Origin of the sequence: Curtobacterium sp. LFS084, assembly GCF_047977705.1 — a bacterium.
Classification (GTDB): domain Bacteria; phylum Actinomycetota; class Actinomycetes; order Actinomycetales; family Microbacteriaceae; genus Curtobacterium.
This window is the reverse complement of the sequence record NZ_JBFPFM010000001.1, coordinates 30465-54504: the sequence shown is the minus strand read 5'-3', so window position 1 is coordinate 54504 and position 24040 is coordinate 30465. Positions and strand designations below refer to the sequence as shown.

Annotated in this window: 22 protein-coding genes; 12 read left to right on the top strand and 10 right to left on the bottom strand. The window is 71.5% G+C overall.

Annotated elements, in window-relative coordinates; translation table 11 throughout:
• Positions 1 to 33 precede the first annotated feature (33 nt).
• The 3 genes from ACNQOV_RS00275 (at position 34) to ACNQOV_RS00265 (ending at position 3939) form a co-directional block, all read left to right on the top strand.
• Positions 34 to 2649: an RHS repeat-associated core domain-containing protein gene (locus tag ACNQOV_RS00275; RefSeq protein WP_416392895.1), complete on the top strand. Its 2616-nt coding sequence runs from the start codon at positions 34 to 36 to the stop codon at positions 2647 to 2649.
• A 449-nt stretch (positions 2650 to 3098) separates the two neighbouring features.
• A complete protein-coding gene (locus ACNQOV_RS00270; RefSeq protein WP_416392894.1) occupies positions 3099 to 3308 on the top strand; it encodes a hypothetical protein in 210 nt (69 codons plus the stop codon).
• 361 nt (positions 3309 to 3669) lie between these two features.
• Positions 3670 to 3939, top strand: a complete 270-nt coding sequence (locus ACNQOV_RS00265) for a hypothetical protein (RefSeq protein WP_402265853.1) — start codon at positions 3670 to 3672, stop codon at positions 3937 to 3939.
• A gap of 64 nt (positions 3940 to 4003) precedes the next feature.
• Here the strand turns inward: ACNQOV_RS00265 and ACNQOV_RS00260 are convergent, their stop codons facing one another.
• The 3 genes from ACNQOV_RS00260 to ACNQOV_RS00250 form a co-directional block, all read right to left on the bottom strand.
• Positions 4004 to 4270 (bottom strand): hypothetical protein, encoded by a 267-nt coding sequence (locus tag ACNQOV_RS00260; RefSeq protein ID WP_402265850.1) that lies wholly within the window; start codon positions 4268 to 4270, stop codon positions 4004 to 4006.
• Between the two features lie 139 nt (positions 4271 to 4409).
• The gene (locus tag ACNQOV_RS00255) at positions 4410 to 5513 is read right to left on the bottom strand and encodes a Gfo/Idh/MocA family protein (protein WP_022906870.1); all 1104 of its coding nucleotides are present in this window, start codon (positions 5511 to 5513) and stop codon (positions 4410 to 4412) included.
• Positions 5510 to 6310 carry a sugar phosphate isomerase/epimerase family protein gene (locus ACNQOV_RS00250; RefSeq protein ID WP_031262134.1) on the bottom strand — a complete coding sequence of 267 codons (801 nt, stop codon included), beginning with the start codon at positions 6308 to 6310 and terminating at the stop codon, positions 5510 to 5512. Before ACNQOV_RS00250 ends, ACNQOV_RS00255 begins: the two co-directional genes overlap by 4 nt.
• Positions 6311 to 6566: 256 nt before the next feature.
• Between ACNQOV_RS00250 and ACNQOV_RS00245 the strand changes: the two genes are divergently transcribed.
• The 4 genes from ACNQOV_RS00245 to ACNQOV_RS00230 all read left to right on the top strand — a co-directional run bounded on the left by ACNQOV_RS00245 (position 6567) and on the right by ACNQOV_RS00230 (position 10497).
• Positions 6567 to 7862, top strand: coding sequence for an MFS transporter (locus ACNQOV_RS00245; RefSeq protein ID WP_416392893.1), 1296 nt, complete (start codon positions 6567 to 6569; stop codon positions 7860 to 7862).
• A 75-nt stretch (positions 7863 to 7937) separates the two neighbouring features.
• Positions 7938 to 9260, top strand: a complete 1323-nt coding sequence (locus ACNQOV_RS00240; RefSeq protein WP_416392892.1) for a carboxylesterase family protein — start codon at positions 7938 to 7940, stop codon at positions 9258 to 9260.
• A gap of 113 nt (positions 9261 to 9373) precedes the next feature.
• Positions 9374 to 9964, top strand: a complete 591-nt coding sequence (locus ACNQOV_RS00235) for a TetR/AcrR family transcriptional regulator (protein WP_022906874.1) — start codon at positions 9374 to 9376, stop codon at positions 9962 to 9964.
• 92 nt (positions 9965 to 10056) lie between these two features.
• Positions 10057 to 10497, top strand: a complete 441-nt coding sequence (locus ACNQOV_RS00230; RefSeq protein WP_022906875.1) for an NUDIX hydrolase — start codon at positions 10057 to 10059, stop codon at positions 10495 to 10497.
• A gap of 22 nt (positions 10498 to 10519) precedes the next feature.
• Here the strand turns inward: ACNQOV_RS00230 and ACNQOV_RS00225 are convergent, their stop codons facing one another.
• Positions 10520 to 10888: a VOC family protein gene (locus ACNQOV_RS00225; protein ID WP_416392891.1), complete on the bottom strand. Its 369-nt coding sequence runs from the start codon at positions 10886 to 10888 to the stop codon at positions 10520 to 10522.
• Positions 10889 to 10942: 54 nt separating this feature from the next.
• On the opposite strand from ACNQOV_RS00225, the gene ACNQOV_RS00220 reads away from it, so the two are divergent.
• Together ACNQOV_RS00220 and ACNQOV_RS00215 are read left to right on the top strand one after the other, a co-directional pair.
• Positions 10943 to 11584 carry a nucleoside/nucleotide kinase family protein gene (locus ACNQOV_RS00220; protein ID WP_416392890.1) on the top strand — a complete coding sequence of 214 codons (642 nt, stop codon included), beginning with the start codon at positions 10943 to 10945 and terminating at the stop codon, positions 11582 to 11584.
• Positions 11585 to 11621: 37 nt separating this feature from the next.
• Positions 11622 to 12455: an SDR family oxidoreductase gene (locus ACNQOV_RS00215; protein WP_416392889.1), complete on the top strand. Its 834-nt coding sequence runs from the start codon at positions 11622 to 11624 to the stop codon at positions 12453 to 12455.
• Here ACNQOV_RS00215 and ACNQOV_RS00210 read toward each other — a convergent pair.
• The 3 genes from ACNQOV_RS00210 to ACNQOV_RS00200 form a co-directional block, all read right to left on the bottom strand.
• Entirely contained in the window at positions 12350 to 14584 is a 2235-nt protein-coding gene (locus tag ACNQOV_RS00210; RefSeq protein ID WP_416392888.1) for an ArnT family glycosyltransferase, read from the bottom strand. The two genes, ACNQOV_RS00215 and ACNQOV_RS00210, sit on opposite strands and share 106 nt — an antisense overlap.
• Positions 14585 to 14741: 157 nt before the next feature.
• A complete protein-coding gene (locus tag ACNQOV_RS00205; RefSeq protein WP_416392887.1) occupies positions 14742 to 16007 on the bottom strand; it encodes an MFS transporter in 1266 nt (421 codons plus the stop codon).
• Complete coding sequence (locus tag ACNQOV_RS00200) at positions 16004 to 16666, bottom strand: HAD hydrolase-like protein (RefSeq protein ID WP_416392886.1); 663 nt, start codon at positions 16664 to 16666, stop codon at positions 16004 to 16006. Before ACNQOV_RS00200 ends, ACNQOV_RS00205 begins: the two co-directional genes overlap by 4 nt.
• Positions 16667 to 16890: 224 nt before the next feature.
• On the opposite strand from ACNQOV_RS00200, the gene ACNQOV_RS00195 reads away from it, so the two are divergent.
• Complete coding sequence (locus tag ACNQOV_RS00195; protein ID WP_416392885.1) at positions 16891 to 18060, top strand: hypothetical protein; 1170 nt, start codon at positions 16891 to 16893, stop codon at positions 18058 to 18060.
• Positions 18057 to 19796, top strand: a complete 1740-nt coding sequence (locus tag ACNQOV_RS00190; RefSeq protein ID WP_416392884.1) for a glycosyltransferase — start codon at positions 18057 to 18059, stop codon at positions 19794 to 19796. Before ACNQOV_RS00195 ends, ACNQOV_RS00190 begins: the two co-directional genes overlap by 4 nt.
• A 45-nt stretch (positions 19797 to 19841) precedes the next feature.
• Here ACNQOV_RS00190 and nucS read toward each other — a convergent pair whose 3' ends face one another.
• Together nucS and ACNQOV_RS00180 are read right to left on the bottom strand one after the other, a co-directional pair.
• Entirely contained in the window at positions 19842 to 20537 is a 696-nt protein-coding gene (gene nucS, locus ACNQOV_RS00185; RefSeq protein WP_022906141.1) for an endonuclease NucS, read from the bottom strand.
• 9 nt (positions 20538 to 20546) lie between these two features.
• Positions 20547 to 21872 carry an MFS transporter gene (locus tag ACNQOV_RS00180; RefSeq protein ID WP_416392883.1) on the bottom strand — a complete coding sequence of 442 codons (1326 nt, stop codon included), beginning with the start codon at positions 21870 to 21872 and terminating at the stop codon, positions 20547 to 20549.
• 115 nt (positions 21873 to 21987) lie between these two features.
• Between ACNQOV_RS00180 and ACNQOV_RS00175 the strand changes: the two genes are divergently transcribed.
• The gene (locus ACNQOV_RS00175) at positions 21988 to 23154 is read left to right on the top strand and encodes a LacI family DNA-binding transcriptional regulator (RefSeq protein ID WP_022906139.1); all 1167 of its coding nucleotides are present in this window, start codon (positions 21988 to 21990) and stop codon (positions 23152 to 23154) included.
• A 129-nt stretch (positions 23155 to 23283) separates the two neighbouring features.
• Here the strand turns inward: ACNQOV_RS00175 and ACNQOV_RS00170 are convergent, their stop codons facing one another.
• The gene (locus ACNQOV_RS00170; protein WP_022906138.1) at positions 23284 to 23970 is read right to left on the bottom strand and encodes a hypothetical protein; all 687 of its coding nucleotides are present in this window, start codon (positions 23968 to 23970) and stop codon (positions 23284 to 23286) included.
• Positions 23971 to 24040 lie beyond the last annotated feature (70 nt).

The window sequence follows — 24040 nt, the reverse complement described above, 5'->3', positions numbered from 1 at the left end:
ACCGCGGGCACGGATGGTGCGAAGACGGCGAAGATGACCTACGCGAACGGGACGGCGACGTTGACGCAGACCTCCGGCTCGAGCTCGCGGCGTGTGTCGTGGGTGAAGAACGCCGCGGGCGACATCACGACGTACACGGACGCGACCGGCGCGAAGACGACGTTCGGGTACACCAGCGGCGACCTCACCTCGATCACCGCGCCCACCGGCGGGGTGACCTCGTTCACGTACGACTCCACCAAGCGGGTCACGAAGGTCTCGCAGGCCAACACCACAGCCGGGTCCCCGGGGACCGCGGTGACCCGGTTCGCGTACACGGACGGTGACACCACGCAGGTCGCCGACCCTCGCTCGAACCAGAGCCAGCCCGTCGCGACGACGGACCACACCACGTACACGCTCAACGCAGGGGACCTCGTCACGAAGGCGATCGACGCGGCTGGTCGTGAGCGGTCGAAGACCTACAACTCGGCGAACAACGGCACGGCCACATCGACCGTCGGGAAGGCTGACGGGTCGGGTGAGCTGCCGGCATCGACATCGTCGAACGAGTACGGCAAGAACCAGAGCCAGTCGCTCACACAGAGCTCGAGCAGCTCCGGTTCGAAGTCGAACGCCGCGTACGACGCTTCCGGTTCGTCGGCGAAGTACCTGCCGTCCTCCACCACGGACTCCTCCAGCAACACCACCTCGTTCACCTACGACGGTCCTGGCAACCAGACTTCGACCGGCACCGGTTCCGGTCCGGAGGCTGCGACCGCGAAGCTCGAGTACAACAAGAAGGACGTCGACCCGTATGCGTGGGGTGCAGTGAAGTCCGCCACGGCTCCGGGGAACATCGTCAAGACGACGTACAACTACGACAAGAACAACCAGCTGCTGACCATCGACGCGCCGGCGAACACGGTCGGGCAGCAGAAGTACGCCTACGACGCGTTCGGCCGCGTCTCCTTCCACACGGACGGTGGCGGCGGCGTCACCTCGTACACGTACGACAACGACGACCGGCTCCTCACGACCACGTTCGCCGACAGTGCGCTGACGGTGACGAACACGTACGACGGCAACGGCAACCAGCTCACTCAGCAGTCCGCGACCGGGACGATCACGAACACGTTCGACCAGCGCAACCGGCTCGTCTCCACGGTCAACACCGCCGGCGGCGGAACCGTGTCGTACGGGTACGACCTTGCCGGGAACACGGTCCGCGTCACCGACCAGCACGGGGACGTCACGCACAACTACGACCCGTCGAACGTGCTCACCGCGACCACGTACCCGACCGATGCCGGGACGGCGAAGCAGATCTACCTCACCGATGACCACGGCCGCCGCACCGACACCTGGCTCGGCGCCTCCAGCACCGCAACTCCGGGCGTCAAGCCGGCGTCGTGGCAGGGACACCAGCACATCGACTACGACTCCTCCGGCAAGGTCACCCGCGTCCGTGCCTGGGCCGGCGACAACGACGCCACCGCAGTCGTGAACACCCTGTACTGCTACATCGCCGGTGCCGCGACCAGCGGCGACTGCGCTGCGGACAAGGCCAACGACCGCGACAAGCTGCAGTGGTCCCGCAACGACCTCCCCGGCAGCGGTCAGAAGACGACGTCGTACACGTACGATTCCAACAGCCGCCTCACGAAGGCCGCGCAGGCTGGTGGTGCGACGAACACGACGTGGTCGTACACGTACGATGCTGCGGGGAACCGGCTCACGGCGAAGCAGACCGGTGACAGCACGAGTTCGCAGACGTTGACGTACAACGCGGTCGGGCGGATCACCTCGGCCGGGTACGTGTACGACGGGGTCGGGAACCTGACGGCAGCACCGGGTGAGACGTTCACGTACAACGACGCGCAGCAGCTGACGGCGTCGACGAAGAACGGTGTCACTACCCGGTACGAGTACGCCGGCGCTGACATGAACAAGCTCCTCAAGCAGTCCACGGACGGGGGAGCGGAGTACGACTACACGTATGGCACTGCTGACCAGCACGGCGTCCCCGTGGTCACCAGCCGCACCGTCGCTGGCACGGGCACGGCGTCGGTGATCAGCGATCCGACGACGGGTCAGCCGATGGATCTGCAGACCACCGACGGCGTGACGAGCATGTGGGTCATCGACGGGATCGGCAACCCTGCCGCAGCGATCGCTGACACCGGGAACACCGCGTACACCGTTTCCTACGACCCCTACGGCGCCGAAACGATTCAGGGCGGCTCGAGCGCGCAGTGGCTGCAGAACCCGTTCGGGTTCAAGGCTGGCCTCCGCTCGTCCAGCACCGACAACGGGCTCACGAAGTTCGGGTATCGCTGGCAGACCAGTGCGACGGGCGGGTGGATCGAACGCGACTCCCTTGACGCACCCCTCGACCCACAGAACGCGAACCGCTACGCGTTCGCCGGCGGTGATCCTGTCAACAACTCCGATCCCACGGGTCGCACGAGTCGTGCGGGCAAGACCGCGAACGCGTACCTTGGCTATGCGATTGGGGCTGTAGTGGGCGGAGCCATCGGCGGTACTTGTGTCGCTGCCGTGGTCGGTTTGACGGCCGGTATCGGCACCCTCGGCGCGGCTCTCTGCGGTTTCGCTGGAGCGGCTGCAGCGACCTATCTCACGCAGGACTTCGAAGGGCCGTTCAATTGAACCGGGTGTGGTCTGTCCTCTTCATCCTGGCTGGGCTGGTGCTGGTTATCGTCGGCCTCGTCGTTGGAGCGTCCAGCGGATTCACACCACCGGGTGCCGCCTGTGCAATCTTCGGATTCGTGTTCCTCGTGTTAGGAGTGTCAACCGCACTCCGCAGCCGCGGAGGAGGAGCACCCCCAGCCTGACCAAGCGGAGCGCTTTCCGTCAGCCCGCGCGACGAGAGACGTGGAGAGAGCTACTCGACGGTGCCCAGGAGGTCCAGCTCGTCAAGGCGCACTCAAGCGCGGTCTGACAACTGAGGCTGTCTCCACAGTGGTTGGTTTTGCGACATCTGCCACCTGCGAGGGAATCGTCGGTACCACGGCAACCCCCGTCGGGGCAGCGCTGGCGGCAGGCGTATGTGCCGGTATCGGCGAAGTCGTTTCGACGGCAGTGACGGGAGGATCCTCGTGATCATAAAGGAAGGTAAGGAAAAGCGTGGTGCTGTCATTGCTACCCTTTTCATGGTGATTGGGCTGGTTCTGCTGTTGACCCCGATCCGGGATTCCACAACACGTCATGGTATTCCGGTCTGGATTATTGGAACTATTGCAGTCGTTACCGGCTTGGTATTTCTGGGTGGGGTGTTCCAGAACCTGCTGCGGCGTAGGCGGAGATGATGCCTGCGGCTCAATGTGGACTGGTGTGTAGTTCGGTCGGCGAAGCGGGCCAGTGATCCGACCAGTCCGGACGGGGCGGAGTACGACAGCACGTATGGGGGCCGCCGATCAGCACGGCGTCCCTATCCCGGCGTCGTGCCCGTCCCGCTACCGATCCCGGCCGGATTGGTCGGGCCTCCCGGGACAGCGTGCTCCTCCCGGACCCGAAGGTCGAGGCGGTCGCCCCCGTGTTCCGCGAGTGGCCAACCGACACACCCGAGCCGCCCCGAGCCTCCTGGCCTCCAGCTGCTTGCTCGTACGCGTCGGGATCCCGCTCCGCCTGCCACAATCGCTCCTGAGCCAGCTGACGATCGGAGGTGCCATGAACGGCAGGCGAGACGAGTCGACGCATCGGGAGCTCGAGGTCGACGGCGAGACGTTCACGTTGACGGTGCGCGGTACCGAGTACCAGTTCACCTGGCTGACCGGGCCGAACCCCGGCTACGGCTTCGGCGGAACCCTGGCCGGGACCGGAACGGCAGAGGAGCGCTCGGCGAAACTCGCCGAGTTCATGACGGACGAGGTAGCGACGGCCGACATCCGCAGCTTCCTCGCCGAGATCGACCCGGCCACCGGGTACCTGCGGGACTAGCGGACATCCTCGCGTGTGCTGGTCCGCCCGCGAACGGCTCGCGAGCGTCGGGCGCCACGGCGGTTCAGCCGACGGTGTTCGCTAGAGCTGGTGCTATCAGCTCGGATCGCATCTCCGACACCGTCGCCTGCCAGAGCGCTGCGCCGACCGTGACCACCGCCAAGACATCGTCGACCATCCCGGTGCGGATTCGCGTGCCCCGTGACCGTGCGACAGCTCGGACGGCGGCACGGAGTTCGCCGATAGGCGTCGACGCGTCGGTGCGCAGAACGCCCTGCCCGCGCTCGTCCGCACGGTCGACGAGTTCCGCGGCCACGCGTTCGACGTCCATGCCGACATGATGCTCCTGCCGGGTGTGTGCGATCCACGGCCGGGCGGACCGTGCGTACCGGAGCCGAGCCGCGCCTCCTAACCCGTCGAACGCAAGACGGCCGGCCCCTGTCGGAGCCGGCCGTCTGCAGAGCGGGAACCTACGCGGTGAGCACCGCAGCCGACGGATCGAAGTCCTCCGGCAGCGGGGGAACACGGTCCACCGTCGACGTGATGTCGACCGCGGAACCCGACTCGGCCGCGTCGCGGATGCCGAGCAGCACGTCGAGGACGTGCAGCGCGACCGCACCCGAGGCGCGCTCGGGCCGGTCCTCGGCGATGGCGCGGGCGAGTTCGACGACGCCGGTGCCCCGACCCCAGGTGGAACCGACGGCCTCGAGGGTCTCGGGCTCCTCCTGGCCGTAGCGCCAGAGCTGCGAAGCACCCTCGAACGTGTTCGGGTCCGGCAGCGAGATCGTGCCGAGCGTGCCGTTGATCTCGACGAAGCCCATGCGCGGCAGCGCGTGCTGGAACGAGAACGTCGACTGGGCGGACTGCCCGCCGGCGAACTCGATGAGCGCGGCGTGGTGCGTGGGGACCTCGACCGGGAACGTCTCGCCGGCGCGGGGACCGGACGCGATCGTGCGACGCTCGAGCGACTTCGAGGACACGGCCTGCACGCGGCTTGCGGTGCCGAACGCGTGCACGAGGGTCGTCACGTAGTACGGGCCCATGTCGAACAGGGGCCCGGCACCCTTCGCGAAGAGGAAGTCCGGGTTCGGGTGCCACGCCTCGGGACCGGGGACGTGGAACAGCGTCGTCGCGGAGAGCGGCTCGCCGATGTCACCGCGGGCGATGGCACGCAGCGCCGTCTGGATGCCGGCACCGAGCACGGTGTCCGGCGCGGTCGCGACGCGCAGCCCCTTGGCCTTCGCGGACGCGAGGACCGCGGCGGCCGACTCATGGTCGGTCGCGATCGGCTTCTCGCTCCACACGTGCTTGCCGGCGTCGATGATCTGCTGGTCGACCTCGGCGTGGGCCGCCGGGATCGTCAGGTTGATCACGATGCTGATGTCGTCGCGGGCGAGGAGCTCCTCGACCGAACCGGACGCGGCGACGCCGTACTCCGCCGCCTGGGCCGCAGCACGGTCGAGCAGCACGTCGGCGACGAACCGGACCTCGACGTCCGCGAACTTGGTCAGGTTCTCCAGGTACTGCGAGGAGATGTTGCCGGCACCGATGATGCCGATCCCGACACGGGTCACTTGTCGTTGTCCTTCAGCCATGCGAGGGACTCGGTGATGCCCTCGAAGACGTCGCCCGAGTACGCGTCGAACTCGACCACGCGGATGGCCTGCGGCGCGGCGGCGAGGATGCCCGCCACGTCGACGTCGCCCTGACCGGCGGGGGTCTGGTTCTCGAAGGCACGCTGCAGTGCCTCGGGGACCACGAGTGCGCTCTCGGACGAGGGCAGCGCGGTGAGGATGTCACCGTCGACCTTGCCGTCCTTGACGTGGATCGCGACGACGCGGTCGCCGAGCGACTTGAGGACGGCGGGGGCGTCGGCGCCACCGACGGTCGCCCAGAACGTGTCGACCTCGAGCACCGTCTCCGGGCTGATCTGGGACACGAACAGGTCGTAGACCGTGCGACCGTCGACCTTGTTCGTGAACTCCCACTGGTGGTTGTGGTAGCCGAACTGCAGGCCACGGGTGGCGGCCTCGGCGGTGAGGACGTTGACGCGCTCGGCGATCTTCGCGACGTCGTCGGCGGTCTGCCAGCGGTCGGTCGGGATGAACGGGTCGATGACGGTCTGGATGCCGAGGCGCTCGGCGGCGTCCCAGATCGGCGTCGTGTCGTCGGCGTCGATCACGGCGACGTGACCGGACGGGGCCTTGAGGCCGGTGGCGGCGAAGGCCCGCTCGAGGTCGGCGGCACGCTCGACGAACGCGTAGGGCTCGACGTTCTCGTACCCGATCTCGGCGACACGGGCGATCGCCTTGTCGAGGTCTTCCGCGATGGCGTCGCGCAGCGAGTACAGCTGCACAGAGGTGGTGGGCATTGCGTGAGGCTCCTTCGGTCCTGACTGGGTGTCGCGACGTCCAGGTGTCGCAGCACCGGGGGTCGCAGTCCGTCGAGGAGCGATGCTCCACGGCGAGATCGAGGACGACGCTACCCCAAAAACCACCCGGTGTGTAGTTTTGCCACGCTCCGTGGCGTGCGTCTTGCCATGAACGACACCTGTCGATGTATGCTCAGCCAGTCAAAACCGTGCGAAAGATGGTTTTGACGGCACAGCATCGACTCAAGGAGGCGTCATGAGCACACCCGAACCCGGCAGCCCGGCACTGCTGCACCCCGAAGAGGGCATCACGCAGCCGGTCAGCACGATGCGGGTGGGCATCGGCTACCAGATCGCGCTGTTCCTCGGACAGTTCGGCCTCTTCGTCGCGCTCATGGCGCCGGTCTACGTCAGCATGCAGCTCAAGGCGCAGGCCCTGGTCGGGGACGACGCCGCGAACGTGATCGGGTCCGTCCTGCCGATCGGCGCGTTCGGCGCGCTCATCATGAACCCCCTCGCGGGCGCGCTCTCGGACCGCACCCGCACCCGCTGGGGTCGTCGTCGTCCGTGGCTCATGAGCGGGGTCGTGGTCTTCGCGATCGCCCTGACCTGGATCGCCTACGCACCCGACGTCCTCAACCTGACGCTCGCGTGGCTGCTCGCCCAGCTCGCCGCCAACGCGACCCTCGCCACCCTGCTGGCGAGCTTCGCCGACAACGTCCCGCAGCTCCAGCGCGGCCGGTCGTCGAGCATCATCGCGCTCGCGCAGAACCTCGCCGTCCTCGCCGGCACCTACCTGTCGGTGTTCTTCGTCGCGAACCTGCCCGTGCTGTTCATCGCGCCCGGCATCCTCGCGATCAGCCTCGTCGCCGTCTACGCGGTCGTCGCGCGGGACGAGCTGCCGACGTACACGCTGAAGAAGTTCACCTTCCTCAACCTCATCTCGTCGTTCTGGACGAACCCGATCAAGAACCCGGACTTCGCGTTCGCGTGGTGGTCGCGCTTCCTGATCATCCTCGCCACGTTCATGTTCACGACGTACCGACTGCTCTACATGCAGGAGCACATCGGCATCGAGCAGGCCAAGGACGCCACCGAGGCCGTCGCGTTCGGCGTGCTGCTCTACACGATCGCGCTCCTGGTCAGCGCGGCGCTCTCGGGGTGGGCGTCCGACAAGCTGGGTCGCCGCAAGGTGTTCGTCGGCGGCTCGACGGCGCTCTTCGCGGTTGGCCTCGTCGTCCTCGCGCACGCCGAGACCGTGAACGGCTTCTACGTCGCCGAGGTGATCATGGGCTTCGCCTACGGCATCTACTCGGCGATCGACACCGCGCTCGTCGTCGACGTGCTCCCGAACGCGGACCGTCCCGGCAAGGACCTCGGCGTCATCAACATCGCGAACGCCCTGCCCCAGTCGCTCGCGCCGGCGATCTCGCTCTTCTTCCTGTCGATCGGCAGCTCGCACGCCGACAACTACGTCCTGATGTGCTGGGCCGCGGGTGTCGTCGCACTCCTCGGTGCCCTTGTGGTGATCCCCATCAAGCGGGTTCGATAGCCGGCCTGGAGGCGCGGTTCGGGCCCGCCCCGCGCCTCCAGTCCGTCCACTGGTCGCGCTGGGTAGCGTGGACGGATGCTCGACGCCGACTCGCTGACCTGGGACCCGCCGGCCGGACGCATCACCGGCGTGGCGGACGGGAGCGTCGTCCGGGCGCTCGGCATCCCCTACGCGCACGCCGAGCGCTTCGCGCTGCCCGAGCCCGTCGCGGTGTTCGACGAGCCGTTCCGGGCGACCACCCCGTCGCCGGTGGCACCGCAGCCGCAGGCCACCTTCGTCGACCAGCTGCTCCACCCGGTCGAGGGCCTCGTCGCCGACGAGCACTGCCAACGGCTGTCGATCACGGTGCCGGCCGACGTCCGGCCGGGCGAGCGGCTGCCCGTCATCGTCTGGATCCACGGCGGCTCGTACGTCATCGGCGGCGGTGACCTGCCGATCTACGACGCGCGCGACCTCGTCACCGAGCAGCGCGTCGTGTTCGTCTCGGTGACGTTCCGGCTCGGCGTGCTCGGGTTCCTCGGCGACGGGGTGAGCGTGCCGGCGAACCTCGGGCTCCTCGACATCATCGAGGCACTGCGGTGGGTGCAGCGGAACATCGCGGCGTTCGGCGGCGATCCCGACCTCGTCACGGTCGCGGGCCAGTCCGCCGGGGGCGACGCCGCGGCCCACCTCGTGATCAGCGACGGCGCAGCCGGGCTGTTCCGCCGGGTCATCGTCCAGAGCGCGCCGCTCGGGCTGTCGCGGGGTCGGGCGCGCATGAACCGCGCGATGACCAGGGCCGTCGGCGCCGTGCACCCGGACACCCCGCTCGACGAGGTGCTCGACCGGCAGGCGCTCGGCACCCGCGCCGCCGCGCCGTTCGGGCTGCCCGGTGGCATGCCCTTCGGCACGCAGTACGGGTTCGCGCCGCTCCCCGCCGAGCGGGACACCGGACGCGCCTGGAGCGAGGCGGCGCCGTCGGTCGACGTCCTGATCGGTTCGGGAGCGGACGAGACGGCGATGTACGTGCCGCTCGTCCCCGGGCTGCGGTCGCTCGCCCGGGTGCGCGCCGTGCGGCCGCTGCTGCGCTGGCTGCTCGTGCGCCCGCTGTCCGAGGTCATCTACGGGCGGGACGTCCGTCGGTTCGCCGCACGGCACCGTGCGGCCGGTGGTCGGGTGACCTCGTACCGGCTGCACCGCGGCGTCACCGTGCAGCCGACCGGGGCCGTGCACATGAGCGACCTGCCGCTGCTGCTCGGCGGCCGCGAGGCCTGGGCCGGGTCGCGGTTCGTGCCGGAGCGGGACTGGCCCGAGGTCGAGCGGCGCGGGCGGGCCTTCCGTGCGATCTGGGCCGAGTTCGCGCGCACCGGCCGGGTGTCCGCGGCAGACGACGAGACCTTGACGTTCGACCGGGGCTGACCCGCGCCGGGGCCTGGCCGCCGTGGTGTGGCCGTCCGGTGCAGCCGGGCGTCCGGCGCCACCCCTGAACTGGCGGCTCGCGGGGCGACGACGCGCCCCGGAGAATCGACGGCATGCCCGAGTCCGACGCCGACCTGCGCGCCCGCATCGTCACGGGCGCGATCGCGGCCTACCGCGACGCGGACTTCCACGCCGTCGGACCCGCCGAGGTCGCCGCGCGCGCCGAGGTCCCGGAGGCCGAGGTCCGACGCGTCTACCCGCTGTGGGAGCTCCTCGTCGTGGCGGTCATGGACCGGTGGAACAACGGCAGCCGCCGTGCGCTCTGGGTCGTGGCCGAGCGGTCCGGTGCGGTCGCGTACCTCCGCGCGCGACTCGAGGTCGGACGGGACGACCCCGCGCTCGTCCGGCTCCGGACCGCGCTGCTGAGCGCTGCCTCGAGCCCCGACCACCCCGCCGCCGGATGGTTCCGGGGCCAGTACACGCGCTCGTTCGAGGACGTCACCCTCGCCCTCGCGCGGGACGTCGTCGCCGGACGGGAGCCGCGCGGCACCTCGCCCCGGCACGCCGCGGAGCAGCTCGTCGCCCTCTACGAGGGACTGCAGCTGCAGTCGCTCCTGCGGGACGACGTCGACCCGCTCGGCGGTTTCGACCGTGCGGTCGCTCGGATGCGGGTCGGCTGGGCAGCTGCCACCGCGAGCGTCTGAGCGGTCGCGCCGACCGGGTGCGGTGCCGGACCGGTCCGCCGGGCGCGGCGCGGCTCGGCACCACCGACGCGCGCACCTGGCATGGTCGGCTGATGGAGTACACGGACTACGACACACGGCTCGCCGCCTACGGCGTGGTCACCGACGGTGACCGGGTGCTCCTCGCGAAGCTGCGGATCCCCGAGGCGGGCACGTGGACCCTGCCGGGTGGCGGTGTCGAGTTCGACGAGAGCGTCGAGCAGGCCGTCGTGCGGGAGATCCGCGAGGAGACCGGCTACGAGGCGGCCGTCGGCGAACTCCTCGGGGTGCGCCACCACGTCGTCCCCGCCGAGCGCCGCATCCACGCGAACGGCCGGGCGATGAAGGCCGTGCAGGTCGTGTTCCGCGCGTCGATCACCGGCGGGACGCTCCGTTCCGAGCAGGACGGCTCGACCGACGAGGCCGCCTGGATCCCGATCGCGGACCTGCCGCACCGACGACACGGACTCGTCGTGCCGATCGCCCTGGGCTGGGCCGGCCTCCTGCACCGCTGATCCCCACCGAAGGGGCGGAGCGCTACTGCTCGAGGACGCTCAACACGTTGCCCGAGGGGTCGGTGAACCACGCGATGAGCGGACCGCCCTTCCGGTTCACGCCCTTCTCGTCCGTCGTGCCCTCGTACTGCAGGAACGTCACCCCCTTCGCCCGGAGGTCGTCCACGGCGTCGTCGACCGACGGCACCGGGAAGTTCAGCACCGTGAACGACGCCGGCTCGTGCGCAGGCCCCTTGGGGTAGACGAGCACACCGTGACCGTCGCCGAGCTGCAGGAAGAGCATGCCGTGGTCCTCGGTGACCTCGACCCCCAGGACGTCCTCGTAGAACGCCTTCGCCTCCGGCACGTCTCGCACCGAGAACCCGCTGAACGCCTTCGTCGCATCGACCATGCGGCAAGTGAACCACCGGGGGCCGGTGTCGGCCCGTTCTGCCAGGATGAAGCCGTGCTCCCACCCGAGATGTCCGTCGACGACGCGGTCGCCCGCGCGGTCCGGCTCGCCGCGGACGGGCAGCGCACCGTGCTGGGCATCGCCGGAGCGCCCGGCGCCGGCAAGTCGACGCTCGCGCGCCGGGTCGTCGCCGGCGTGGACGCGGCTCTCGGTGTCGGCACCGCGGTCCAGGTCCCGATGGACGGGTTCCACCTGGCGAACGCGGCACTGGACGCCCTCGGCCGCCACGACCGCAAGGGGGCGATCGACACCTTCGACGGTGACGGCTACGTCGCGCTCGTCCGCCGGCTCAGCAGCAACCGCGACGCCGTCGTGTGGGCGCCCGACTTCGACCGCCGGGTGGACGAGCCCGTCGCGGGCAGCATCGCCGTCCCGCAACGGACCCGGCTCGTGGTGTCCGAGGGCAACTACCTGCTCGACGACACCGGCCCGTGGGCGGCGCTCGCCGAGCTCTTCACCGAGACCTGGTTCTGCAGCGTCGACGACCAGGTCCGCGTCGACCGTCTGGTCGGCCGCCACATGCGGCACGGCCGCGACCACGAGGCGGCCCGCACCTGGGCGGTCGAGGTCGACGGCGTGAACGCGGCGAGGGTCGCACCCACGGCGACCCGCGCCTCCAGGATCGTCCGGACCTGACCACCAGACCACGGCGACGACCACGACAGGAGCGACCATGACCATCGCACTCACCGGCGCGACCGGCAAGATCGGCGGCGCCGTGGCGCGCGCCCTCGCCCACGACGGGGCGCCCTTCCGGATGATCGTGCGGGACGCGTCCCGCGCGCCCGACCTGCCCGGGACGGACGTCGCGGTCGCGTCCTACGGAGACGCCGACGCCGGTCGCGCGGCGCTCGAGGGTGTCGACCTGCTCCTCATGGTCTCCGGCGCCGAGGCGGTGGACCGGCTCGCCCAGCACCGCTCGTTCGTGGCGGCGGCGGCGACGGCCGGCGTCCAGCACGTGGTCTACACGTCCTTCTCGGGTGCCGCCGCGGACGCGACCTTCACCCTCGGCCGCGACCACTGGGCGACCGAGGAGGCCATCCGTGCGACCTCGATGGCGCACACGTTCCTGCGGGACTCGTTCTACCTGGACTTCGTCGAGGACCTGATCGGCGAGGACGGCGTGATCCGGGGGCCGGCGGGCGACGGGGCCATGGCAGCCGTCGCACGAGCCGACGTCGCCCGGGTCGCGACCGAGGTCCTGCGGAACCCCGCGGCGCACCTCGACCGGACGTACGAGCTGACGGGGCCCGCGGCGATCACCCTGCACGAGGCGGCCGCCACCGTGTCCGAGGTCCGTGGGCGCGAGGTCACGTACCACCCGGAGACCCTCGACGAGGCGTACGCGTCTCGCGCGAAGTGGGACCCCGAGCCGTGGCAGGCGGACGCGTGGGTGAGCACCTACACGGCGATCGCCGAGGGGGCGCTCGCACGGGTGTCCGGCGACGTCGAGCGGGTCACGGGGCGCCGGCCGATGTCGTTGCGCGAGGTGCTGCTCGCCGGCTGACGGCCCAGGCCGTCGCGCCGCGCGGGTCGCCCGCGTCGCGGCAGCGCCGGCCCGTTCAGCCGGTCCACCGACCGGCCCGGCAGGCCACACCGCCACACCGTCCACCCGACACCCGTCACCGCCCACGGGTGTGCCGGGACCCGGGCGCCCGGGTCGACGTCGGTGACCGCACGGCACCCGCCCGCCCAGGCCGCCCGCAGCACCGGGTCGGTCGCGGGCGCGCCGGCCTGCACCACCAGCACGCGCAGGCCGTCGGCGATCCGTCGGCGGACCTGCTGCGACGTGAAGACCGGCACCGATCCCGAGAACCCGCCGTCGGTCAGCACCGGCAACCCCGTCGCGTCGATCACGGGCGACGAGATGCGCCACGTGTCCGTCAGGAAGAGCGGCCCCGACCCGCGGTACCCGTCGAGCCGCCGTGCGGTCCCCACGAGGTGCCGGAACACCGCCGGGTACGGGGTCGCCGAGCCGCCCCACCAGTCCGGACGCGACACCCGGTAGGTCTCGGCACGACCCCCGGGAGCCTGCCAGCGCGCGACCCACGAGCCGACCGAGGCGTCGCTGCCGCTCCCGTCGCGTGCAGCGTCGAGCGCCTGCAGCGAGAACGCCGCGGGACCGGCGAGGAGCGCGAGTCCGGCGACCACGGCGACGGCGGTCCGGGAGGCGCGGTGCAGCCCCGGCCCGCGGCTCCCCTCCCAGCGCGGTCGCCACAGGAACGCGGCCACCGCCGCGAGCAGGGCCGCCGCCCCGACGACGAGCGCCGGTGTGGCGAGGACCGGGGGCATCGACGCACCGCGGGCCAGGAACACCCACCACCCGAGCTGCGCGGCGGCCAGCAGCACGGGCACCGCACGGAACCACGGCGACTGCGCCCGGAGCAGGCCGACCGCCCCGCGCCACCCGAGCGCCGCGAGGACGGCGAGCTGGACCCCCACCGCCGCGACGTACGCGGTGTGCGGCACCTTCGCCACCGAGAGCACGACGGCCGCGGTCGCGAGCCAGACGCCGAGCACGAGGAGCGTTGCCGAACCGGCGCGGGTGTCGAACGCCGGCCCGAAGGCGCTGCCGGACCGGACGGGTGCCGTGGTCCCGGTACGGGCGTCCGCACGCGGGTCGGACGCCGAGCGCCGTCGCGCGACGAGCACCACGGTCGCGACGACCAGCGCGAACACGGCCGCGGGGAGGAGCCACGCGACCTGTGACGCCAGGTGCGGCTCGATGAGCTTCGTCACGCCGCCGGGCCCACCCAGGCGTGTCGGCCGTCCGGCGGGACCCTCGGTCGTGCTGACGGAGCCCGGCACCGCTCCCGGCAGGAACCGGTCGATGCCGTTGTAGCCGAACACCATCGCGAACGGGCTGTCGTCGGTCGAGCCGTCGATCCACGGCCGGGCGCCGGCCGGTGTCAGGGCCAGTCCGACGACCCAGGCGAGCGACGCCACGACCGACACCCCGCCGACGACCACCGCGCGACCCGTCCGGGCGCCGATGCCGAGACGGGTGCCGTCGCGCCCGGCCGTGGCGACGAGCGTCCCGAGGACCAGTGCGGGCAGCACGAACCACGACTGCAGCATCTTCGCCTGGAACCCGACGCCGACCGCGAGCCCGGCGGCGACGAGCGGCCACCACCGGCCCGTGATCGCTGCGCGTTGCCAGCAGAGCAGGGCGACCGCCAGGGCCGCCGTCACCATGCCGTCCTCCATCGGGTGGGCGAACATCGAGACGAAGATCGGCGTCGTCGCGGCGGCACCCGCGGCGACGAGCCCCGTCCCGACCCCGGCCCACCGGAGTCCGACGAGTGAGCAGGCCCAGAGCGTGACGAGGCCCTCGACGACCTGGGGGAGCGCGAGTGCCGCGGTGGAGTCGCCGAACAGCCGGATGCTGAGTGCCTGGGGGACCGCGAACCCGCTGAGCTTGTCGAGGGTCACCGTCGCCGACGGGTCGAACGCACCCGAGAAGAGCGCCGGCCACGACTCGGACATCGACCGGGCGGACGCCTCGTAGAACCCGGAGTCACCGCCGCGCGCGAGGTTCCAGCCGAGCAGCACGGTCATGCCCAGAGCGATCAGGAGCAGCGTGCCGCGCGCCGCGAACGCCTGGTCCCGCCATCGGGCGGGTCGTCGAGTGTCCACACTGCAGGACCCTGGCCGCACCGGATGACGGTGGCCCGGGACCGCGCCGCCAGCTCACCCCGAAGCCGTGCGCCGCGCTGAGACGACGTGCGGGTGCGACACGTCGTCACCAGCGGATCCGCGGTCGAGCCGGAACGCGATCTCAGGACCGGCGGTGTCAGGCGACGCGGCGGGCCGCGATCGTCCCGACGACCCCGAGCGTCAGCACCGCGACGAGCACCACGAGCAACGGTGCCGTCCAGTCGCCGGTGACCCCGTGCAGCGACCCCGCGACGAGCGGCCCGGCGGAGCCCAGCAGGTACCCGCCGCCCTGCACGAACGCCGACATCCGACGGGCGTCGGCGTCGCTCGACACGATCCGGACGATCACGATGAAGATCACGGTGATGCCACCGCCCTGCGCCGCGCCGCCGAGCACGGACCAGAGCAACCAGAGCTGCGGGGCGAACAGCAGCCCGAGGGGCATCGCGAGCCAAAGGAACGCGACGAGGGCGATGATCGCGCGCGGACGCCACCGCGACGCGAGCACGGGGACACCGAGCGCCCCGACGACCGCGAGGATCTGGAACACCGACGAGCTCGCGCCCGAGGACGCCTTCGAGAAGCCGATCTCGTCGTGCAGCAGGGTCGGGATCCACGCCGTGAGCGCGTAGTACGAGAACGCCTGGCCGCCGAACGCCAGCGTCAGACCCCAGGTGATGAGCCGACGAGCCGGGCGGACCGGCGCGGACCCTGCACCGCGGTCGACCGTCCGGATCGCCCCCGTGCCGAGCACCTGGTCGATCGGCCCGGTCTCGACGACGGGCTCGGTCGCGGCCGGACGGCGCCACGCGGCCCGCGCCCCGACCGCGTACGTCCAGGCCAGCCCGGCGATCACGGCGAACACGGCCCAGACCGCGATCGCGACCGGCCAGCCCCACGCCGCGGCGATCGGCGCGGTGCCGAGCGAGGTGATCATCGACCCGACGTTGAGCGCGGACGTGTAGACCCCGGTGACCAGGCCCACCCGCTCGGGCGAGGTGTCCCGCCGGATGACGACGGGGATCACCACGTTCCCGATCGTGATGCCGATGCCGATCACGGCGGTCCCGACGAGCAGGGCCGCAGCCGAGGGCAGCGACCGCACGACGGTGCCGGCCAGGACGATGACGAGCGAGAGCGACACCGCCCGCTCGGGGTCTGCCTTGGCGATCACCCAGCTGGCGAACGGCGTCGCGAGGGCGAAGCAGAGCACCGGGATCGTCGTCAGCAGACCGGCGACCGTCGCGGTCAGGCCGAGGTCCGCCCGCACGTCACCGATGACCGGCGCCGTCGCGACGATCGGCCCGCGGAAGTTCAGCGCGATGAGGACGATGGCGGCCGGCAGCAGCCAGGCGGCACCGCGCAGTCCCGCTCCGGCCCGGCCGCCCGCCCCGGTCGTCACGGGGACGGCAGCAGGATCGGGAGCAGGTCGAGCGGCGTCGCGGCCTGCGCGATGGTGCCCTCGGCCTCGGCGGGGGAGCCGTAGCCCCACGCGGCGAAGATCGTCGGGACACCGTGCGCGGCCGCTCCCTCGACGTCGTGCCGGCGGTCCCCGATCAGCACCGGGCGGCTCGTGTCGAAGCCGCGGGCGTCGAGGCGGCGCAGTGCCTCCTCGACGACGTCGGCCTTCGAGGAGCGCACCTCGTCGTCGCTCGCGCCCGTGATGATGTCGATGTCGCCGGTCAGGCCGTAGTGCTCGAGGATGTACGTCGCCGGCGTCTCGGGCTTGCTCGTCGCCGTGGAGATCGGCAGCCCGGCGGCGTGCAGGGTGCCGAGGACGACGTCGATCCCGGGGAACATCGCGGAGTCGAGTGCGCCGTGCGAGAGGTAGTGCTCGCGGTACACGGCGAGCGTGTGCTCGGCCTGCTCGGCGTCCATCCCCATCGCGTCGCGGAAGGTGTCGAGGATCGGCGGACCGACGAACGACATGAGCGTCGCGTGGTCCGGCACGGGGACGCCCACGGTGCGGAACGTGTGCGTCATGCTCTCGAGGATGCCCGGCGCGGAGTCGCTGATGGTGCCGTCGAGGTCGAAGAGGATTGCGGAGAACGGGCGCGTCATGTCCGTTCCACCCTAGTCGGCGCGGTCGAGCGGACGTCGGCGCAGTGGGGCGGTGGTGGCGCGGCGGTGGCGCCGTGGTGGGGCGGTCAGTCCCGGCGCTCGACCGCGCGGCGTCATCACGGCGGCGGCGAGCGCGTACCCCGTTCGTGGGCTGTCGGTCCACGCTTTGGGGGACTGGAATGGTCTGTACAGTCCACCCCGCGGACTGCACCCGAAGGAGCCGCATGACCGTCGCGCTCGCCCGCCTGCGCAGAACGGCACCCGAACCCGTCCTGGCACGCCCAGCGCCGCCGTCCCGACTGTCGCCCGGCGCCGCGCGCTGGCTGCTGCGTGCGGCCCTGGCGCTCCCGTACGTCGTGCTCGCGGTGATCGCCGTGCGGGTCCCGACCACGACGCTGCTCGGCCTGACGGGCAACGAGGCGACGTTGGACCGCGCAAGAGCTGCGGTGGACGGCGGCGTCGTCCAGGCGATCGGACAGCTGTACCCGCTGGTCTCCGGTGTGCTGCTGCGCTTCATGCCGTTCGGGGTCGACGGCGCGGCGGTCGTCGGGGGCGTCGTCGCCGGCATGCTCCTGCAGTTCCTCGCGCAGGAGATGCGGCAGCGCGGACTGCCGATGCGGCACGTCGTCGCGTTCACCATCGCCCTCGGCGCGAACCCGCTCTACGCGTTCGTCGCGCTGAACGACCTGCAGGCGTTCCTCGGCATCGCACTCTTCGCCCTCGCTGTCGTCCGGATGGTGCGGTTCTTCGCCTGGGGTGACACCCAGGCGGGCTTCCGGGCCGGCCTCGCCCTGATGCTGTGCACGCTCGTGGACCCGATGGGGTTCGTCTACGTCGTCATCGCGGCGCTCGCCGCACCGCTGCTCGACCTGGCGCGCCAGGGCCAGCGGGGGATCCGCCGTGCGAACGTCATGGTGGTCGTGTTCCCGAGCATCGCCGTCGCGCTCTCGATGGGATTCCTCGACCTCGTCGTGCTCCACGATCCGTTCGCGGCGCTCAGGGGGGCCATCAGCATCACCGGGGAGCGACTCACCGGGCTGCAGCACCTGTTCGCCACCGCCGACGGCGTGCTGCTGATCGCCATGCTCGTGGCCGGTGCGGCGCTGGCGCTGCTGGCCGGCCGCCCGGGCGCGATCGTCCTGGTCGTGGCGCTCTTCGCCGGCGTCATCGGCGAGTACGCGATCGGACTCGTCCCCGTCGCCAGTGCGGGCAACGTGTTCGTCACGACCCTCAGCGTCGCCATCGCCATCCTCCCGCGGGTCGAGGGCCGGCTGGCCAGCTGGCTGGTCCTCGTCCTCGCGATCCTGCAGGTCCCCCTCGCGTGGGTCGCCGCCTCCCAGCGCGAGGTCGTCGTGGTCTGGATGCAGGCGCTCGTGCAGGCGGTCCACGGATGACCGCCGTCGATCCGAAGCCAGACTCCGGCACCCAGGTACCGCGACCGGACCTCGCGCTCCCGGCGGGTGCCGCGGTCCGTGAGCAGGGTCGGCACCGCGGTGCGCCGACCGACTGGCGTCCGCCGCACCGGTGCTCGGTCCAGCGGCACGTCGACGAGGGCTGGGTCGCGTCCGCCCGCATCCGGGAGGGTGTGCTCGTCCTGACGAGCGGCAGGTCCGACCCGGACGTCCTCCGGACCGCGCTGACCGAGGAGTTCGGCGAGCCCGTCGTGCTCCGGACCGCGTCGGAGTCCGACGTCCGGCAGCGCATCGCCTACGAACTCGAGGAGGAGGTGGCGGACCTCGCAGCCCACGGCCTCGCCCGGACGAACCCGGCGCTGTCCGCCCGCACCGTCTTGTCCCGCGGCCAGCGGATCGGCGGCGCGATCGCCGTGCTCGCGCTCGCGACATGCCTGGTCCTCGCGCCGGGGACGACCGCCGCGATCGTGACCGCGGTGCTCTCGCTGGGGTTCCTCGCCGGCATCGTCTTCAAGTTCTGGGTGTCGATGGTCGGTGCACGGTTCGACCTGGTCGAGCAGGTGTCCGTGCAGGACGTGGCCGCGCTCGACGACGCTGCCCTGCCGACCTACACGGTGCTCGTGCCGGTGTTCCACGAGGCGAACATCGTCGCCGACCTCGTCCGCAACCTCGAGGTGCTCGACTGGCCGAAGGACCGGCTCGAGGTCCTCGTGCTCGTCGAGGCCGAGGACCACGAGACACGGCAGGCGGTCCTCGACGCCGCACCGCCCGACTGGATGCGCATCGTCATCGTCCCGCCGGGCTCGCCGCAGACGAAGCCCCGCGCCTGCAACGTGGGCCTGTCGATCGCGCAGGGCGAGTACGTCGTCATCTACGACGCCGAGGACCGCCCCGACCCCGACCAGCTCAAGAAGGTGTTCCTGACCTTCGACCGCGCCGGCGACGACACCGTGTGCGTCCAGGCCGCACTGAGCTACTTCAACGCGGACGAGAACGCCCTCACCCGCATGTTCACGCTCGAGTACTCGTACTGGTTCGACTACATGCTCGCCGGTCTCGACGCCCGGAGCCTGCCGATCCCGCTCGGCGGCACGTCGAACCACTTCCGCACCGACCTGCTGCGCGAACTCGGCGGCTGGGACCCGTACAACGTCACCGAGGACGCGGACCTCGGCATCCGCGCCTCAGCGGTGGGGTACCGCGTGTCCGTGGTGAACTCCACGACGATGGAGGAGGCGAACACCTCGATCCCGAACTTCGTCCGACAGCGCTCCCGCTGGATCAAGGGCTACATGCAGACCGCGCTCGTGCACGCCCGCAGGCCCCGGGCGCTCGTCCGCGAGATCGGGCTGCGCCGCGCCGCCGCGTTCGCACTCCTCATCGCCGGGACGCCGCTGACGTTCCTCGGCATGCTGCCCGGGATCGTCGTCACCGTCGCCACGCTCGTGCTCCCCACGTCGTGGACGGCGCCGATCTTCCCGACGCCGGTGCTCTGGCTGTGCGTGCTCGACTTCCTCCTCGGCAACGCGACGATGATCTACCTCACGATGATGGGGCCGTACAAGCGGGCCCGGTTCGACCTGATGGGCTGGGCGCTGCTCAACCCGCTCTACTGGGTCCTGCACTCCGTCGCCGCGTACAAGGGCCTCTGGCAGCTCATCACCCGTCCGCACTACTGGGAGAAGACCGAGCACGGGCTGACCAAGACGGCGCACTGAACCGTCACGGTCGACGAGACGCGCGCGTCCCGACGTCGACATCCCCTAGAACAGGCGGGTGTGCCCGCCCTCGATGCCGCGCATCGCGTCGTAGTCGAGCACGAGGACGCGGATCCCGCGGTCCTCGGCGAGGGTGCGCGCCTGCGGTGCCACCGTCTGTGCCGCCAGCACGCCCTGCACCGGCCGCAGGTGCGGGTCGCGGTTCATCAGCTCGAGGTACCGGGTGAGCTGCTCGACCGCGTCGATGTTGGCGTTGCGTTTCATCTCGACCGCGACGCTCGCCCCGGCCTCGTCCCGCGCGAGGATGTCGACCGGACCGATCGCGGTCATGTACTCGCGGCGCACCAGGGTGTGGCCGTCGCCGAGGAGCTCGATCTGCTCGGCCAGGAGCTGCTGCAGGTGCGCCTCGACGCCGTCCTTCACGAGGCCCGGGTCGACGCCGAGGTCGTGGGACTCGTCGGCGACGACCTCGTACAGGCTGACGATGAGCTTGTCCTGCGTCTTCTTCTGCGTGACCGTCCACACCTGCGTGATGCCGGCGCTCGCCTGCTCGTCGTCCGGCTCGGTGATCTCGATCGAGCACGGCGGGCTCATCCAGTTGAGCGGCTTGTAGCTGCCGCCGTCGGAGTGCACGAGCAGGGAGCCGTCCGCCTTCAGCATCAGGAGACGGGTCGCGAGCGGCAGGTGGGCGGAGAGCCGGCCCGCGTAGTCGACGGAGCAGCGGGCGATGACGAGACGCACCCGGGAAGCCTAACCGGCGTCGCGACCGCCCGTGGCGCCGTCGGCGCTCCTGGCCGCGTCGGCGCGCTGAGCCTGGAGGCGCGGCTCGGCCCCGCCGTCCCCGTCACCACCGCCACGCGTCGGCCGGGCGGCGGCGCCGCGCTCGCGGGCGGCCCCCGACGCGAGTCCCGCCGCGATGATGAACACGAAGACCACCAGGAGCGCACCGAGCAGCCCGACGTGCTCGCCGAGGAACCCGATGAGCGGCGGTCCCGCGAGGAAGGCCACGTAGCCGATCGTCGCCACGGCGCTGACGCGGGCGGCGGCGGTCCGGGGGTCGTCGGCCGCGGCCGACATGCCCATCGGGAAGCCGAGGCTCGCGCCGAGGCCCCAGAGCACGACGCCGACGATCGCGAGCGGGACGCTCTGGACGAAGATGAGCATGCCGAGGCCGACGACCGCGACGGCAGCGCTGATCCGGAGGACCGGCACCCGCCCGAACCGGTCGATGAGCGGGCTGCCGGCCACCCGCCCGACCGTCATCGCGGCGAGGAAGACCGTCAGGACGGCGGCGCCCGCGGCGTTGTCCAGTCCGTGCCCGTCGATCATGGCCAGCGGCAGCCAGTCGTTCGCCGAGCCCTCGGCCAGCGCCATCCCGAGCACGATCACGCCGATGAGCAGGGTCGACGGCTGGGTCCAGACCTGCCAGCGGCTCACCGGGGTCGGCACCGGGCTGGTGTCGGTGGCCACGTGCTCCTCGAACCGGTGCTCGTCCTGGAACCGCGTCACCGCGACGAGCATCGCGGCGCTCGTCACGACGACGAGGACGGTGAAGTGCCACGCGACGGGGACGTCGAGCGCCTCGGCGAGGGCTCCGAGGCCCGCACCGGCGAGCGTGCCGAGACTGAACGCGGCGTGGAACAGCGGCATGATCGTGCGGCCGCCGGCTTTCTCCGCCGCGGCGCCGGAGACGTTCATCGACACGTCGCACAGGCCGTTGCCGAACCCGAAGGCGATGAGGGCGATCCAGATCGCGGCGAAGCCCCACCCGAGGGAGACCGCGATCCCGGCGAACACCATGCCGGCGGTCAGGCAGACGGCGGCGACCTGCACGCCCCGGCGGGCACCGAGCTTCGCCACGATGTGCCCGGCGAAGGTCAGGCCGCCGATCGAGCCGACGGCCATGCCGAGCACGAGCAGCCCCATCTCGAACGTGCTGGCCCCGAGGGAGTCGCGGACGCTCGGGATCCGGCCGAGCCAGGTCGCGATGTCGAGCCCGGACAGGGTGAACACGACGAACACCGCGGTGATCCAGGCCCGTGTGGTGGGTGTGGTGCGGGCGGACGTCGTCGTCATGGTGGTCCCATCGTGCTTCGCTGCTGTGCGGTCGTGCGTGTCGCGGCTCGGCGTCGTGCGTGTCGCGGCTCGGTCGAATCGATTCGACCGCTCGTTCCGGCTACGCTAACGGGCGATGGACGAACCGGCAACAGGACCCGGCGCGTCGCGGACCGAGCACCTCCGCGAGGACGCCGCCGATGCTCCGCGCGCCGTGACGGACCCGGCCCGCGTCCGGCCGCGCCGTCCCACCCTCACCGAGGTGGCCCGCGTGGCCGGGGTGGCGCCGTCGACGGCGTCGCTCGCGTTCAGCGGCAGCGGTCCGGTCTCCGAGGACGCCAAGGCCCGCGTGCTCGCCGCCGCGGCGGAGCTCGGCTACGGCGGACCCGACCCCCGTGCACGTTCCCTGCGCCGTGGCCGGTCCGGTGTCATCGGCGTCGTCATGGACGAACGACTGAGCGACGCCTTCCGAGACCCGGTGAACGTCCTGACGCTCGACGGCATCGCCGAGGTGGCCGGGGCGGCGGGCGCCTCGCTCCTGCTCGTGCGGAGCCCGCTCGACGACGAACAGGGTGCCGTCCCGCTCGTCGACGCCCCGATGGACGCCGTCGTCCTCGTCGGCTGCAACGTCCGGATCGACCCCGCGGTCGCGGTGCTCCGGCGTCGGCAGATCCCCGTGGTCGCGATCGAGGCCGACGACATCGAGGGTGCGGTGCCGATCCAGCTCGACAACCGCGAGGCCTCGCGTCGCGCCGCTGCGTTCCTGCGTGACCTCGGGCACGAGGCCGTCACGATCGTGTCGCTGCCCCTCGACGGTGCGCACCGCCGCGGCCCGATCGACGCCGAGCGCGAGGCCGCAGGGATCGCCTTCACCTCGCTCGAACGCCTGCGCGGCGTCCGCGGGGTCTACCCGGACGCCGTCGCGATCGAGGCCGCCGGCAGCTCGGTGGAAGAGGGGCGGATCGCCGGCACCGCGCTCTTCGCCCCGGACGGACCCCGGCCCACCGCGGTCGTCGCGCAGAGCGACGTCCTGGCGGTCGGCGTGATCTCGGCCGCCCTGGACGCCGGCCTCCGCGTCCCCGAGGACGTCAGCGTCGTCGGCTTCGACGGCATCACCGTGGACGACAGCCTGTTCCACCGCACGCGCATCCGGCAGCTCACCACGCTCGTGCAGCCCTTCGTGCAGAAGGGCCAGGCGGCCGCCCGGGCCGCACTGGCCATGCTCGAGGGGGCGGAGCCGCAGCCCGCGGCCTTCCGCTCGGAACTCCGGATCGGGGACACGACGGCCACGCCGCGGGCGTAGGGGTCCGGCGGTCGACTGGGGACGGCATCGGAGGGGCTCAGGCTGCAGCTCGCTCCTGCGGACCCGGTCGACCGCTCCGCCCTGGCGGAGCGCAGGGCCACGGACGTCCCTGCGCTCCGACGAACGGGGTCAGCCGGCCCGGACGATCTGCACCGGGGTGTAGCCGCTCTGGGTGCCGAGTGCCTGCGTCAGGACGAGCTGGTTCGCGCCGACCTTCAGGTCGCGGGTGAGCTGCATCCGGAAGTCCCACTCCTCGTCCGCGACGGCCGCGCCGTAGACGTTGCCGAGCGAGTCGCGGAGCTCCAGTCGTGCGCCGGGCGTCGCCACGCCGTCGACGGTCGGGCGAGCGCCCGTGACGCTCTTCGTCAGCAGGTTGGCCCAGCCGAGCGAGGCCGCGGTGGAGACCGTGGCGGTCCGGACGGCCCCGGTCGACGCCGGCGCGAGGGTGAGCACGTAGGGCGAGGTGACCTTCCCTGCCGGCGTCACGGCGAGGAGCTCCATGTGGTTCACCCCGGTCGTCAGGGTGCCGTGCAGGTTGAGCTGCCAGTACCCGCCCGACTGGACCACCCCGGTGCCCATCAGCTCGTTGCCGCGCACGAGTGCGATCTGGGTCGCCCCGGAAGCCTTCCCGGAGACGAGGGGGCGGTTCGTGTGGACTGTCGAGCCGGACGCCAGTGCCGGGCTGACCGAGGCCGCTCCGACGGACACCACCGTGGACTGCGTGGTCGGGGTGTCGTGTCCGACGTCGGCGGTCGACTGCGCGAGCGGGGCCAGCAGCGCGGCGGTGGCGGCGACGATGGGGAGGATGAGGGGCATTGTTGTTCCTGCCGTCAGGGAGATGAACCAACATGATGTCACATGTGAAATGTGACGTGTTTTTTCGCCT

Excerpts from the sequence above, each read along its gene's own strand:
- ACNQOV_RS00275 (WP_416392895.1), top strand. The coding sequence starts at position 34 with ATGACCTACGCGAACGGGACGGCGACGTTGACGCAGACCTCCGGCTCG.
- ACNQOV_RS00265 (WP_402265853.1), top strand. The coding sequence starts at position 3,670 with ATGAACGGCAGGCGAGACGAGTCGACGCATCGGGAGCTCGAGGTCGAC.
- ACNQOV_RS00260 (WP_402265850.1), bottom strand. The coding sequence starts at position 4,270 with ATGGACGTCGAACGCGTGGCCGCGGAACTCGTCGACCGTGCGGACGAG.
- ACNQOV_RS00250 (WP_031262134.1), bottom strand. The coding sequence starts at position 6,310 with ATGCCCACCACCTCTGTGCAGCTGTACTCGCTGCGCGACGCCATCGCG.
- ACNQOV_RS00245 (WP_416392893.1), top strand. The coding sequence starts at position 6,567 with ATGAGCACACCCGAACCCGGCAGCCCGGCACTGCTGCACCCCGAAGAG.
- ACNQOV_RS00240 (WP_416392892.1), top strand. The coding sequence starts at position 7,938 with ATGCTCGACGCCGACTCGCTGACCTGGGACCCGCCGGCCGGACGCATC.
- ACNQOV_RS00235 (WP_022906874.1), top strand. The coding sequence starts at position 9,374 with ATGCCCGAGTCCGACGCCGACCTGCGCGCCCGCATCGTCACGGGCGCG.
- ACNQOV_RS00230 (WP_022906875.1), top strand. The coding sequence starts at position 10,057 with ATGGAGTACACGGACTACGACACACGGCTCGCCGCCTACGGCGTGGTC.
- ACNQOV_RS00225 (WP_416392891.1), bottom strand. The coding sequence starts at position 10,888 with ATGGTCGATGCGACGAAGGCGTTCAGCGGGTTCTCGGTGCGAGACGTG.
- ACNQOV_RS00215 (WP_416392889.1), top strand. The coding sequence starts at position 11,622 with ATGACCATCGCACTCACCGGCGCGACCGGCAAGATCGGCGGCGCCGTG.
- ACNQOV_RS00200 (WP_416392886.1), bottom strand. The coding sequence starts at position 16,666 with ATGACGCGCCCGTTCTCCGCAATCCTCTTCGACCTCGACGGCACCATC.
- ACNQOV_RS00195 (WP_416392885.1), top strand. The coding sequence starts at position 16,891 with ATGACCGTCGCGCTCGCCCGCCTGCGCAGAACGGCACCCGAACCCGTC.
- ACNQOV_RS00190 (WP_416392884.1), top strand. The coding sequence starts at position 18,057 with ATGACCGCCGTCGATCCGAAGCCAGACTCCGGCACCCAGGTACCGCGA.
- ACNQOV_RS00180 (WP_416392883.1), bottom strand. The coding sequence starts at position 21,872 with ATGACGACGACGTCCGCCCGCACCACACCCACCACACGGGCCTGGATC.
- ACNQOV_RS00175 (WP_022906139.1), top strand. The coding sequence starts at position 21,988 with ATGGACGAACCGGCAACAGGACCCGGCGCGTCGCGGACCGAGCACCTC.
- ACNQOV_RS00170 (WP_022906138.1), bottom strand. The coding sequence starts at position 23,970 with ATGCCCCTCATCCTCCCCATCGTCGCCGCCACCGCCGCGCTGCTGGCC.